Here is a 13,658-nt window from a genome sequence, read left to right on the forward strand (position 1 = left end):
TTTTCTTCTAATGTCCGTCCCTGACCGCTATTATCGGAGCATACGTTGTATTTATCTTGTTCTGACGCCTCTTTCTGACCGCTCTCACCGACGAAAACCATGGGAGACAACAGCCACAGCGCCACTGGCCGGACCTGGCCTCCTGCTGTCCGCTCTCTGCCGGGAACAGGCGTATTCTGGCGTTTCCATACTCCGCGGTGCGGGAGCGGCCCAGCCTCAGGGTCCAGCTGCGTTTCTCCAGGCAGGCGGCAAGGGCCTGCAAATCTCCGGCATTTCCCCGGATCACACCGGAGAAACGCTGTCCCCCGGAAATGCACATGTAGGAGAAGAATTGTCCCATGTCCACCGCACCGGCCTGGATGAGGTCGTTGACCGCGTGCCCGATGCCCCTGTTCTTTGGACGCTGGTGGTGCAGCCTGACCTCCTTTTCCACATCGGCCAGATAAACCTTACTGTCTTCCCAGTCAAATGCCGTCTGGCCGGAGAGTTCTTTTCTCCGCTTTTTCTCATCGTCCCCGTTCAGGCGGTTGATCAGCCGGCCCTCCCCCCGCTTTTCCAACGCCAGGAAGGCCGGAGCCGGGTAAAAGGTTCTGTCCTGTCCGCCCACGACGGCTTTCAGGAAACCATTTCCGAAGCACACTCCATCCCGGAGGAAGATTCTGGAAAATACCTCGTCCCGGTGGGCGTCCGCGCCCAGCCCATGGTCGGCTATGTACATGGCGGCCAGCGCGCCCATAATCGCGGAGCCAGGAATATAGTCGCAGCAATCCTCATACAGCCCTCTGCTGCCGGAAAACAGCACCGGATTCTGCAGCTCGATCTCGTATTCCATAGCATTTTCGCCTGGAAAATCCTTGGGAATCCTACTGTTCTTCGCAGCGTCCTGCTCATGCGGTACGTACTCTGCGAGGGTGCAGGACACCTCCCCATAGCCTCTCGTGATGCCCAGTCCCACATGGCGCAGCGCCTTTACGCACCATTTCAGCAGCTGCGGCGGCGTCTGGCCCTGGGCGTCCGAAAGCTCCAACAAGCTGCGGAATACGATCCCTCGCGGGACGACCTGCATGGTTCGCAGGGTAGTTTTCTGCGCAGTTTTTAGCACCTTGTCAATGGCGGTGCGGGTCCGCAGCCTGGTGAGGAGCCGCTCCGCAAAATCTTCACCGAGTTCTGGATGGCGGATCAGCTCCCTCAGCTCTTTCTCGTAGTTCTCGAGCACCACGTCGCCGTCCGCACGCTCCTTCCCCAACAGGAAACCGGGAATGCGGTAAATATGCGCATCTCCGATATGGAGACGGGCGGGATGGGAGGCACCGGGGCGGCCGAACAGGTCGGCCAGTTCGCTCTGCGCTGCAAAGCCGTTTGAAACGATTTCCTTTCCTTCATTTAACAGACAGCCCTTCAGCCGCTTGGCGGGGATGATGGGCAGGCCGTGTTCCAGCGCCGTTTTCATATTTGTGACTGCCTGCTCGCTGTCCCCTGTCGCCGCGCACAGATCGCTTTTCAATGTAATTTCAAGCCACCAGCATTTCATAGAGCGTCCTCCTTATCAACTGCTTCCCAAAAGCCGCGCCAAATGTTCCCGTCGTAAAAGTCCAGCGTTTCCAGCGCGTCAAAGATGCCGCCGTCCTTCCGGCCGGTGACCCCTGTACGCTCTCCTGTCAGCTGCGAGACAGTGTAACCCCGGGAGGCGTATTCTTTTTTCAGCAAATCCACATGATCCTGGCCCAGACGGTACGCCTGATACAGACGGCGCAGCCTGGTCATGGGCCACTGCCCCTGTATCCCGCCGTCGGGTGCCATCCGCCCCAGGGTCTGGCGCAGACGGTCGATGGAATCCTCGGACCGCAGGTCCACTTTTTCCGCAACGCGGAATGGGCGGACTCTAAGTGTTTCCAGCTGCGCTTCGTCTTTGAGTCCCTTGACAAATGCGCCCTGAACCACCTGAAAATCCAGGTATGCCGTTTTGTCGTCTTTCTCCTGGTACCAGCGGTTTTTCGCCCTGGAACAGCATGCCTCCGCAGCATCGTAGGCGATGCTGAAGGGGAAATGATTGTGGACAAATGCGATGCCGGCGCAGGCCGAGAGCGGCAGCTTCTGATCCGAGAGCTGAAGCAGCCTTCGCAGACAGGCAACCGCGGCACCGATTCCGGCCTTGCAGCAGCAGAGAAATGTCATGTCGTCCCCGTCCATGATCAGCGGGCGCAGGGGGAGCGTTTCCCTGTCAAATATGGATGCAAAGGCCGTTTCCATGGCCTCGCTGGCCTGGCGGTTCCGCTGTGCGATTCCGGCGGAAAGCTGCCGCATGGCCGGAACTGCCGTCTCGTAGGTGGGGTTTTGATCCATGAGTTTTTGAACCAGCTCCCCCATGTTGTTGCCGTCGATGTGAATCACCGCGATATAGCTGTTTTCTCCTTTTTGTTCCGCCAAATCTTCCATCTCCAGGGCGTACCGCCCGGGCTGGGTCTTTGCGCCGTTGGACAGGCTGTCTCTGCGCTTTTCATACCGCAATTCGGATAGTTTTGTGCTTGCTTCCCCACGGATTTCCAGGTGAGTGACCGGGCTGCCGTCGAATCCGTCCTGTTCCACAACCGCATAGGAGGACAAGGGCTGGGGATGGCGCAGACGGCGCTTTATTTGGGCCATTTCCTGGTTTAAGCGCTTCAAGTCGCCGGGGAAATTGTCCGGGTTTGCTTCCACATGGGCGGAAAGCACGGTCACGCCCTGGCATTGTTCCATCATTTTCATGGCGAACAGTCTGCTTACCTGATTGTAGGCAGTTTCTTCGCGGTAAACGACGAAGGCGTTTCCGCCACCGATGTATAAAATTTCTGCCTGAAGCTCCTTGGTTTGGGGCAGGGAAAATTCCCAGTTTTTAGGGTTGTCCCAGTTGGTCCTCACGGTATCCGGGCTGGCGGCTGCCCACTCCGTCAGTACGTCGGGGAGGGTTTCCTTCAGAATCCGCCCGACGTTTTGGGATGCGCCCACATTTTCCCGCAGCTGCCTTGAGGCGAAAATGTAGCTCTGAATTCCACTCACATCGTATTTTGCAAGAATATATTGACTCACGGTTTAATCCTCCTGTATTTTTCCGCCCAGGTTTTTCGTAAACATCCTTGCGTAGGCTCTGTGCGGGAACAGCATGGGGTTGTTGAGGAACATTAGAAGCTGGTTGAGCTGGAAGGTGAGGGACAGGATGGTTTTCTCCTCTTCTTGATGGTTTGTGACGCGGAGTTGGGTGAGGTTGCGCCTCTTTAGGGACTCTATGGAGTTTAACGCATCCTTCTTCCTTCCCATCATATATTCCGCTTCTTCTTTCTCCCGGTCACTGTGCATAGAATGGTTCAGCTCATCATTCCACTGGATAAAATTCTTCTCCTCACCAGGAATCTGTTTTACCAGCCTTGCCTTTTTCTTTCCGTCTTTGCCAGTGCCGATGTCCTCCACGAACAAAAGTATGTCAAATTCGTTCAGCAATTTCGTCCGCATTGATCTGCCCATTTCCGTCGCGCACAATATCGTGATTGGGCGTGTTGATGTCTGGGTAAGAATTTTGCTGTGCAGGCTTCGGTCATAATTGTCTACCAAATCCGTAATGTTCCTTGTAACAGAGTCCATTGAAGTCTTTAGCGCTTTAACTGTATTGACCCACTCTATCACATTTTCCGTAGTTGCCGTATCATTAACCCCGCTCTTACACTGCACCACCACCGCCACCGCCTCGATGGGAATAAACTTGATCTCCCCATAATTAAAGATGTAAGGCGTATACATTTCATCATACACCGCCAGGTCCACCTCACGTGAGATATTCCCATAGGAGTCAAGAGTGAAAAATAAAGTGGATTTTGGGGCGCACTTATATAAGGGTTCATAAAACCCCTGATTTTGCGATTGTTTGACAATAGAATAAAGATTAGTTATCGTTGCGCTTCACTAACTTAGAACTATCGTAACCAAGACTTTCAAGATAGGCAAAAACATTGTTTTCATTCAGAACAACACGCTCTACATGGTTTTGAGGCTTCATCAATTCCTCATAGTCAGCAGGGGTAAAAGGTTTCTTTTCCGAGACCATATGGTAAATACAGACCATCATCATTCTTGCGATGGCAATGATTGCTTTCTTATGGCCACGACGCTTTTTGATTCGCCCATATTTGATTGCAAAATAAGGCTGCTTTTTGTTTTTGATTGCGGCAAGGGCACACTGTACCATCATCGGTTTCAAGTAAGCGCCTGCTTTGGCAATTCGGACAGATTTTTTCTTACCTGCGGATTCATTGTTGGAAGGAGAAAGTCCACACCAGGAACAGAGGTGTTTGGCATCATCAAAAATGTTCATGTCAACGCCTGTTTCTGCGAGAACAATGGTGGAACTTAACTCTGTCATGCCGGGCATGGTGCTGACAAATTCCACAAACTCATAATAAGGTTTGATACGGACATAGAGTTCCACTTCGGTCTGGGTAATCATACCGTCAAGATATTCCAGATGGCCAAGGGCCAGTTCCAGTTTTTTTGCCTGGTCTGTTTCAATGTTGCAGCCTCTGATTGCTTCGATGATTTCATCAGACTTGGCTTTGGCCCCTTTTTTTATCAGTTTTCGGACAGCCTTTTCGTCAATGGAATCAGCGGTATGCTCCAGCAGATAAGACATGATTTCGGTTGCTGTTTTGCCGAAAGGGTCAGAAAGCACGCTGGCAATGCCGACATTGGAAACGGTCATACAGTTCTGGATGCGGTTCTTCTCAGAGGATTTCATGCAGACCAGCTTAAAGCGGTATCTGGCAAGTTCCCGGAGCTGGCGGAAATCCTTGGGAGGGATAAAGGAACATCTGACAAGGTCAAATTTGTAGAGGTCGGCAATCCATTTTGAATCCTTTTTGTCCGTTTTCTTGCCTTTGATAGCTTTGACATATTTGGGATGTGTAAGGCAGACCTCTATGTCCTTTTCGAGATAATTAAAAATAGGAATCCAATACTTTCCTGTGGATTCCATACAAACGTGATAACAATTATTCTCGATAAGCCAGTTGTGAAACTTTTGAATATCCGAGTTGATGGTTGAAAAGGATTTTTGCCTGTATTCGGATACTCCGTCCCTGTTAGTGATTACGATGGTTGCAACGATAACATTTTTGTGGACGTCAAGCCCACAGCAGATGGGGTATTTTAACTTCATCATAAGTATCACCACCTTATAAAAAGGAATAGCAACAGTGACTGTCATCCTGTGACTGAATAAACATGGTTTATTACCAATGATAAGAGTCCGGGCTCAAAGTCCCACTTGTTTGTGCTTGAAAGGATGACGGCACATATAATGATACGGGGTCGGAATAAATTCGCCACTCCTCCTTCCGTGCTCTGTAGTGTATTGCTATTCCCTACAGGGATTATAAATCAAATAGTGGAGAGGTACAACATTTTTTCATAACTTGTTTGTGCCTTGAGCGAAGCGAAAGGAATGACAAAAATGATGAAAACACTCTGCTCAATACAATACTTTTTCGGGATGATCATCTCGAAAAGGCTTTTCCAGACCCGCTCCCTGTATGTACCAACCGTCAACTGGTGGTTCGGCACCTGCAGCCGGAGCTGATTCACCAGGGACTGCTCCAGCTGGTTATAATTCTCTGCAAGTTTTTCAATCGCCTGATTCATCGTTTGTTCCGTCATACCGTAAACCCTCCGTCATAATACAGTTCATACCTACCAAACCCAATCGTAGTATTTTTCCCCACGTGCAGATAACGCCCTGCCTCCAGATAAGGCACAAATGCCCCCAGATCGCCCTCGTACAGCGCCCAGCCGGTCCGGGCGGGCAGTTCCAGCTTTCCACTGGGGCTGTTGATGGAATACCGGGAAAAATCCAGATAATTCCAATGCTCGGCCACGGTCTTAATCTGCCCGGCCTGCCTGAGCATCTCCTCCTGATCCCACTCCATCACGTAATCAGTGTACGCCTGGGTCATCTGCGCAAAGCGCCCCATCAGGAAACGCACCAGTTCCTGGAAGGGCAGGCTGGTAAACAGCGTTTTCCCCGCCACGATCCGCACCGGCGTCTGGAAGGAGACCATGATGCTTCTGGCGTTTACAGGCCTGATCTCCATGGCGTGGGGCGCGAGATTGCGCACATATGGTCTGCCCGCTCCGTAGATCAGCCTGCCCGTCTCCCAGTCCACCACCCGATTCAGGGCGAAGGGGATCTTGGCCGCTCCCCATCCCCGCCTCTCCATTGCCAGCAGAGCGTCCATGTAGATTCCCGGGCTCTCCGCCGCAGTACCGAACAACGTCAGGCGGAACCTGCACTCGTCACCCGGCTTCCACTCCGTCTTTCCCTGGGTGCAGGACAAAAGCACATAGGGGTTGATCGCGCCTCCCTGACCGCCGGTGTTGGCAAAATTGCGCACATAGGGACAACCGGACTGCTTTTCGCAGGCAAAACACTTGGTGGCCCGCATATCGCAGACAAAATCCCGGAAGCAGTGCCCCAATATTCCGCGTATGGTAGATCCCAGATACTCCGGCAGCCGCCCGGCCCCCCTTGCGGTAAATACTGCCTCCAGGGTTGTTACCTTCAAATATTCAAACAAAAATCCCACCTTCTTCCATATTCCTATAGTTTACCACATAACGTCCAGGAAATCACCCCCATCCCCGACCAGATTCGACATATTGTACACATTTTCTCCCAGACCTCCATCCATTTATCCTCTCCCAAGCGCAAAAAAATCCCCCGCAGCCATCCGGCCACAGGGGAAATAGGATTCATCGATTCATTTGTCCTGCAACAGTTTACTCTTCTTCCTCCAGCTCATCCTCGCCTACCAGCTCGTCGTACTCCTGCTCGTCCAGCAGCTCGTCGAATGCCTCGGCCACGATCTCGTACTCGTCGTCGTCCTCGATGTTGTCCAGGGTAGGCGCGCCGTCCTCGCTCTCACTGTAACGGTAGAGATAAACCTCCCCTTCCTCCGAATCTGCGCCTTCCATGGGAAGCAGTGCGATGTACTCGCGCTCGCCAGCCTTAAAGATGGTCAGGACTACACACTCTACCTCCGTATCGTCGTCCAGGGTGAGGGTGACGGTCATCTCCTGATCTTCCTCTTCATTCAGATTCTTCTCATCTGCCATGTTTCAATACCTCTCTTAAATTGTAATATTTTACAGGTTCTTCTGTTTACACTCTATCAGACTATAGCCAAAAATGCAAGTTAATATTCTACGCCTTTTCTGGCTCCCACTCCTTTTTCGTAAGGGTGCTTCACCGCCCGCATCTCCGTCACATAGTCGGCCCGGGAGAGCAGCTCCTCAGACGGTCCGCGGCCGGTCAGCACCACCTCCAGGCCGTCCGGCCGGTGATCCAGAGCCGCTAAAAGGCGCTCGTTTGCCACAAATCCGCTGTTTACCGCGGCCATAATCTCGTCCAGCACCAGCAGCGCCCGGATTTCACAGGGCGGGGAGGTAAGGGGTGCGGAGGCGGGGGACCCAGAAACAGGGGCGCCAGAGACAGGGGATTCAGAAATGGAGGCCCCGGTATCACAAACACCGGTATCCCGTCGACTGGAACCATCTGACACAGAATCACTTCCCCAGTTTTCCCCAGCCATGCAGCCATCCGCCTTGCCGGCCCCCTCCACATCCTCTCGCGCCGTCTTACACCCCATCTCCCACGCGCGTTCAAATAACCCGGTGAAATACTCCCCAGCTTCCGCCTTCTGCTCCTCGCTCATAGTCCAGGTGAACCCAAACTGGCGCTCGCAGTGGAACAAATACACGCCGGGTACATTTTCCAGAATTCCCACTTCCCCGGACCCGTCATTTTTTAAAAAACGGGCGATCACCACCGGGACGCCGTTGCCCGCTGCCCGCAGGGCCAGTCCCAGGGCCGCGGTGGTCTTTCCCTTGCCGTCGCCACAGTAAATATGCACCAAACCGTTCAAATAATCTGCGCCTCCTCCACAAAACGCGATACCGCCTGTTTCTTGTGGTACCGCTCTTTCACATAATAGACATGAAGCCGGTCCTTCGCCCTGGTCATGGCCACGTAGAACATCCGGCGTTCTTCCTCCAGGTCGGCGGCCAGCGCCGCCTTGTGATGGGGCGTCACGCCCTCGTTGGCGTCCAAAATGAACACCACCCGGAATTCCAGCCCCTTGGAGCTGTGCATGGTCATGAGATGCACGCCCTCCTGCCGGAGCTGCCGGGAAGCCGCCTGCTCCTCCAGTTTCCGCCTGTAATTCTCCATGTACGCCTCCCACTCCTCCAAAGAGGCGTGGGGCATGGCGCTCTCCTGGAGCTGGTCCAGCACCTCCCGCAGCTCCTCGGGGTCCAGCTGGCGTTCCCCCGCGTATTCCCGCAGGTAATCGTCGTAGCCCACCGCCTTGCGGATATAGTTCACTGCCTTGCCGGGGGGCAGACTGCGGATGTTTTTCAGGTCGTACTCCAGCTGCTCCACCCGCTCCACCATCCACTCCCGGTCCTGGTAAAAGGATTTCACCGCTTCCAGGGAGATGGTCTTTCCGTCCAGGGCGTCACGGCTGATATACCTTATGGGCCGGTTGATGATCCGCAGCAGGTTTGCCCGGCTCATGTCCCCTGCCGCAGCCCGCAGATAGGCCAGAATATCCCTGGCGATCCAGTGTTCGTAGAGATTCGGCAATTTGTCCCGCATGTGGAAGGGAATATTGTACTCCATCAATACCTCCACCAGGCGGCGGGGGCCGATGTTGGTCCGGTACAGCACGGCGATGTCCTCGTAGGGCACGCCCAGGCGCATGTAGTCCCGCAGCTGAGCGGCGATGGCCCTGGCCTCCGCCCCCGGATCGACGAACTCCTTTGCCACCACGGAGTGTCCCGGCCCGCGGACCGCCGTGATATCCTTGGAAAAACGGGTTTTGTTGTGGCCAATCAGCTGTCCGGCCGCTCCGATGATCTGCGCGGTGGAGCGGTAATTCTGATCCAGAAGAATCTTCTCGGTTCCCGGGTAATCCTTCTCAAATCCCAGCATGATCTCCGGCCTGGCTCCCCGGAACCGGTATATGGACTGGTCGTCGTCGCCCACGATAAACAGGTTGTTCTCCGGCAGGGCCATCATGCGGATCACCTCATACTGGATGCGGTTGATATCCTGGAATTCATCGATTAGTATGTACCGGTATTTCCTCTGCCATGCCTGCAAAATGTCCGCCCGCTGTTCAAACAGTTCCCGGCACATCACCAGCATGTCGTCGAAATCCAGAAGGCCCGCTCCCCGAAGGGCCAAATCATAACCCTTGTACAGCCGCCGGAACACGTCGGCGGAGCAGCTCTTGGCGTAATAGTGCTCCACGCCGATCATCTCCCCCTTGACCATGCTGATCTCGCTGAGCACGCCGGAGATAAACTCGCTCTCGTCCTCCGTCTCGATCTCGTGCCGTTTTAACAGTTCCCGCAGAAATTCCACCCGCTGCTCCTCCCGCACAATACTGTTCGCATCGTAGCGGTAGGCCAGTTTGAGTATCATAAAAAAGACAGAATGGAAGGTCCCGAAGGCGGGCTTTGCACATCCTGTCTGCGTCATCTGTTCATAGCGTTTCTGCATCTCCGTGGCCGCGGCCCGGGTAAAGGTGATCACCAGAATGGAGGAGGGGTTCACGCCCTCCTCCTCAGTCAGAAAACGGATGCGGTTGGTAATCACCGTGGTTTTTCCGGAACCGGGGCCGGCCAGAATCAGGGCCGGGCCGTCCCCATGCCGGATCGCTTGTAACTGGGCTTCATTAAACGCCATTCTGATCCCGCCTTATGATAATTTCTCGATTCCTTTGCGGATTCTGGCCAGGGATTCCTCCTTGCCCAGCACCTCCATAATCTCCGTGGCGCCCGCCGGGGTCATCTGCTTGCCGGAAACGGCGGTGCGGATGGGCCACATTACAAAACCGGTCTTGACGCCGGTGTCCGCCACGTACTTGGAGATAACCTCGTAGAGGCCGTCGTTGGTGAACTCCTCCTGGGCTTCCAGGATGGGCAGCACGTCGGTGAGCACCTTTAAGGAGGTCTCGCTGTTGGTCTTCATCTTCTTGTGGGTGTACATGGCGGCGTCGTACTCGGGCAGCTTCTGGAAGAAATCGATGTGTCCGGCAATGTCCGGGAACACCTCGATACGGGTTTTCACCATGGAGGCGATCTTCCTTAAGTCCAGATCCTTGTGAATCACTTCCTTAATATAAGGAAGGGCCATCTCAAAGAAACGGTCAAAGTCCATGGACTTCATATACTCGCTGTTCATCCAGCGCAGCTTGGTCATATCAAATACGGCCGGTGACTTGCTCATGCGGCGGTAGTCGAATTCCTTCACCATCTCCTCCAGGGAGAAGATTTCCCGGTTGTCCTCCGGTGACCAGCCGAGAAGGGCCACGTAGTTCACCACGGCCTCAGCCAGAAAGCCCTGCTCCAACAGGTCCTCAAAGGAGGAATGTCCGCTGCGCTTGCTCAGCTTGTGGTGGTTCTCGTCGGTGATCAGCGGGCAGTGTACGTACACCGGCACTTCCCAGCCAAATGCCTCGTAGAGGCGGTTGTACTTGGGCGAGGAGGACAGATACTCGTTGCCCCGCACCACGTGGGAGATGGACATCAGATGGTCGTCCACCACGTTGGCAAAATTGTAGGTGGGGTAGCCGTCGGACTTGATTAACACCATGTCGTCCAGCTCAGAGTTGTCCACCGTGATATCCCCGTAAATCTCGTCGTTGAAGGTGGTGGTCCCGGTGGTGGGGTTGTTCTGGCGGATCACAAAGGGTTTTCCGGCCTTTAAGTTGGCCTCCACCTCTTCTTTCGACAGGCTCAGGCAGTGCTTGTCATAGCTCATGATCTCCTCGCCGTTCACCGTGCGGCGCAGGCTCTCCAGGCGCTCCGGGGTGCAGAAGCAGTAGTAGGCCTCGCCCTTCTCCACCAGCATCTTCGCATACTCCATGTAGATTCCGGCTTTGTGGCGCTCGCTCTGAACGTAGGGACCGCAGCCGCCGTCCTTGTCCGGGCCCTCGTCGTGGATCAGACCCGTGTCCTTTAAGGTCTGGTAGATGATCTCCACCGCGCCCTCCACGTAGCGCTCCTGGTCTGTATCTTCAATGCGGAGCAGGAAGTCTCCGCCTTCATGTTTTGCAATCAGATATGCGTACAGCGCCGTTCTCAGATTTCCCACATGCATCCGGCCCGTGGGGCTCGGTGCATACCTTGTCCTAACTCTGTTCATCTCACGATCTCCTATCGTTTTGTTCTGTTTCCATTAACACATTATATAACGCTCCACGAAAAAAGACAATGCCTGATTTTCACCGGCATTGTCTTTTCCGTCACGTTATTTCGGACTGTATTTCAGAGCGGTTCCCGCTTACTTGGACTCTTTTTTGGGAGCAAGATCGCTGGGTTTCATGCTCAGATTGATTCTGCCCATCTTGTCGACCTCGATTACCTTAACCGTAACCTCGTCGCCGATGTTGACCACGTCCTCGACCGTGTTCACGCGCTTCTCGGACAGCTTGGAAATGTGGATCATGCCGTCCTTACCCGGAGCCAGCTCCACAAACGCGCCGAAGTTCATCAGACGCACGACTTTGCCGGTAAAGATCATGCCGGGCTCGATCTCGGTCACAATGCTCTTGATAATCTGAACCGCGCGGTTGATCATCGCCTCGTCGGTGCCGCAGACATTCACGGAACCGTCGTCGTTGATATCGATCTTCACGCCGGTCTCCTCGATGATCTTGTTGATCACCTTACCCTGCTTGCCGACCACGTCGCCGATCTTCTGGGGATCAATGTTGATCTGCACGATCTTGGGAGCGTAGGGGCTTAAGTGCTTTCTGGGCTCGGAGATCACCGGGCGCATCACGTCGTCCAGGATGTGGATTCTGGCCTCTCTGGTTCTGGTAATCGCCTCCTCGATGATCGGGCGGGTCAGACCGTGGATCTTGATATCCATCTGAATGGCGGTGATACCCTTCTTGGTACCTGCCACCTTGAAGTCCATGTCGCCGAAGAAATCTTCCAGGCCCTGGATATCGGTCAGAACCAGGTAATCGTCGTCGGTCTCGCCGGTCACCAGACCGCAGGAGATTCCGGCCACCATATCCTTGATCGGCACACCGGCGGCCATCAGGGACAGAGTGGAGGCGCAGATGCTGGCCTGGGAGGTGGAGCCGTTGGACTCCATGGTCTCAGACACGGTGCGGATGGCGTAGGGGAACTCTTCCTCGGAGGGAAGCACCGGCACCAGCGCGCGCTCCGCTAAAGCGCCATGGCCGATCTCGCGGCGGCCCGGTCCTCTGCTGGGCTTGGTCTCGCCTACGGAGAAGGACGGGAAATTGTAGTGGTGCATATAGCGCTTGCTGGTCTCGTTCTCATCCAGTCCGTCCAGGCGCTGTGCCTCGGACAGGGGAGCCAGGGTGCAGGCGTTTAAGATCTGAGTCTGTCCGCGGGTGAACATACCGGAGCCGTGGACTCTGGGCAGCAGGTCCACTTCCGCGGCCAGGTGGCGGATCTCGGTGATCGCGCGGCCGTCGGGACGCTTGTGGTCCTTTAAGATCATCTTGCGGACGGTCTTTTTCTGGTACTGGTAAACCGCCTCGTCGATCAGGCCCAGCCACTCCTCGTTCTCGGCAAACGCCTCCTCAAGGCGCTCGTTGATGGCGCGGATGTTGCCCTCGCGGGTCTGCTTGTCGTCGGTAAATACCGCTTCCTCCATCTCTGCCGGGGGAACCAGCTCCTTGATGGCTGCGAACAGCTCTTCCGGAATTGCGCAGCTCTCGTAGGTGTGCTTTTCCTTGCCGCACTCGGCCACGATGGTGTCGATAAATGCGATGATCTCCTTGTTGACCTGGTCAGCCTTGAAAATGGCCTCGATCATCTTGTCCTCCGGCACCTCATTGGCGCCGGCTTCGATCATAATCACCTTTTCCCGGGTGGAAGCCACGGTCAGGGCCAGATCGCTCACGTGCTTCTGGTCAGCGGTGGGGTTAATGATGAACTCGCCGTCGATCATGCCCACCTGGGTGGTTGCGCAGGGACCGGCGAAGGGGATATCGGAAATGGACGTTGCGATGGCGGAACCCAGCATAGCGGTCAGCTCAGGGCTGCAGTTGGGGTCCACGGACATCACGATGTTGTCCAGCGTCACGTCGTTGCGGTAATCCTTGGGGAACAGGGGACGCATGGGGCGGTCGATCACGCGGGCGGTCAGCACTGCGTTCTCAGAAGCCTTTCCCTCTCTCTTGTTGAAGCCGCCGGGAATCTTACCCACGGCGTAAAGCTTCTCCTCGAACTCCACGCTCAGGGGGAAGAAATCGATGCCCTCTCTGGGTTTGGTGGATGCGGTTGCGGTGGACAGCACCACTGTGTCGCCATAATGCATGAAAACGGCGCCGTTCGCCTGGGCAGCCACTCTGCCTACCTCTACGGTCAGCTTGCGCCCTGCCAGGTCCATACTGTAACTTTTGAACATATGGTTATCTCCTTTTCTTTGAAATCATATCTTACACTGGCAGAAGACGCCGAAACTACTGATCTGTCCGCAAATCGCCGTTTTACGGCCACATCAGCGGTCTCGGGGTAATTCCTCTGCCAGAGAGAATGCAAAACTAAATCGTCCCTTGTCCGTATCCGCCGGGCTTTGCCGCCGCCTG

11 protein-coding genes are annotated in these 13,658 nt (G+C 54.8%); all 11 read right to left on the minus strand.

Annotated elements, in window-relative coordinates:
* Positions 1–7 precede the first annotated feature (7 nt).
* The 11 genes from ACK2JC_RS03250 to ACK2JC_RS03300 all read right to left on the minus strand — a co-directional run bounded on the left by ACK2JC_RS03250 (position 8) and on the right by ACK2JC_RS03300 (position 13,477).
* Positions 8–1,531, minus strand: a complete 1,524-nt coding sequence (locus ACK2JC_RS03250) for an RAMP superfamily CRISPR-associated protein (RefSeq protein WP_368272255.1) — start codon at positions 1,529–1,531, stop codon at positions 8–10.
* Positions 1,528–3,066 (minus strand): Cas10/Cmr2 second palm domain-containing protein, encoded by a 1,539-nt coding sequence (locus tag ACK2JC_RS03255; RefSeq protein ID WP_276953469.1) that lies wholly within the window; start codon positions 3,064–3,066, stop codon positions 1,528–1,530. The genes ACK2JC_RS03250 and ACK2JC_RS03255 overlap by 4 nt, the downstream gene beginning before the upstream one ends.
* Positions 3,067–3,069: 3 nt before the next feature.
* Entirely contained in the window at positions 3,070–3,921 is an 852-nt protein-coding gene (locus tag ACK2JC_RS03260; protein ID WP_411338508.1) for a DUF6602 domain-containing protein, read from the minus strand.
* Complete coding sequence (locus ACK2JC_RS03265) at positions 3,914–5,185, minus strand: IS110 family transposase (RefSeq protein WP_022512864.1); 1,272 nt, start codon at positions 5,183–5,185, stop codon at positions 3,914–3,916. The genes ACK2JC_RS03260 and ACK2JC_RS03265 overlap by 8 nt, the downstream gene beginning before the upstream one ends.
* Positions 5,186–5,403: 218 nt before the next feature.
* Positions 5,404–5,679, minus strand: coding sequence for a hypothetical protein (locus ACK2JC_RS03270; protein WP_368271056.1), 276 nt, complete (start codon positions 5,677–5,679; stop codon positions 5,404–5,406).
* Positions 5,676–6,605, minus strand: coding sequence for a CRISPR system precrRNA processing endoribonuclease RAMP protein Cas6 (gene cas6, locus ACK2JC_RS03275; protein ID WP_320937457.1), 930 nt, complete (start codon positions 6,603–6,605; stop codon positions 5,676–5,678). The genes ACK2JC_RS03270 and cas6 overlap by 4 nt, the downstream gene beginning before the upstream one ends.
* A gap of 193 nt (positions 6,606–6,798) precedes the next feature.
* Positions 6,799–7,134, minus strand: a complete 336-nt coding sequence (locus ACK2JC_RS03280; RefSeq protein WP_007710753.1) for a DUF1292 domain-containing protein — start codon at positions 7,132–7,134, stop codon at positions 6,799–6,801.
* An 80-nt stretch (positions 7,135–7,214) separates the two neighbouring features.
* Positions 7,215–7,943 carry a cob(I)yrinic acid a,c-diamide adenosyltransferase gene (locus ACK2JC_RS03285; protein WP_320937458.1) on the minus strand — a complete coding sequence of 243 codons (729 nt, stop codon included), beginning with the start codon at positions 7,941–7,943 and terminating at the stop codon, positions 7,215–7,217.
* A complete protein-coding gene (locus tag ACK2JC_RS03290; protein WP_320937459.1) occupies positions 7,940–9,769 on the minus strand; it encodes an ATP-dependent helicase in 1,830 nt (609 codons plus the stop codon). The genes ACK2JC_RS03285 and ACK2JC_RS03290 overlap by 4 nt, the downstream gene beginning before the upstream one ends.
* A 12-nt stretch (positions 9,770–9,781) precedes the next feature.
* The gene (gene gltX / locus ACK2JC_RS03295) at positions 9,782–11,230 is read right to left on the minus strand and encodes a glutamate--tRNA ligase (RefSeq protein ID WP_368271057.1); all 1,449 of its coding nucleotides are present in this window, start codon (positions 11,228–11,230) and stop codon (positions 9,782–9,784) included.
* A gap of 138 nt (positions 11,231–11,368) precedes the next feature.
* Positions 11,369–13,477, minus strand: coding sequence for a polyribonucleotide nucleotidyltransferase (locus ACK2JC_RS03300; RefSeq protein ID WP_092368527.1), 2,109 nt, complete (start codon positions 13,475–13,477; stop codon positions 11,369–11,371).
* Positions 13,478–13,658 lie beyond the last annotated feature (181 nt).

The organism is Enterocloster lavalensis, from assembly GCF_046603895.1.
Lineage (GTDB): Bacteria > Bacillota > Clostridia > Lachnospirales > Lachnospiraceae > Enterocloster > Enterocloster lavalensis.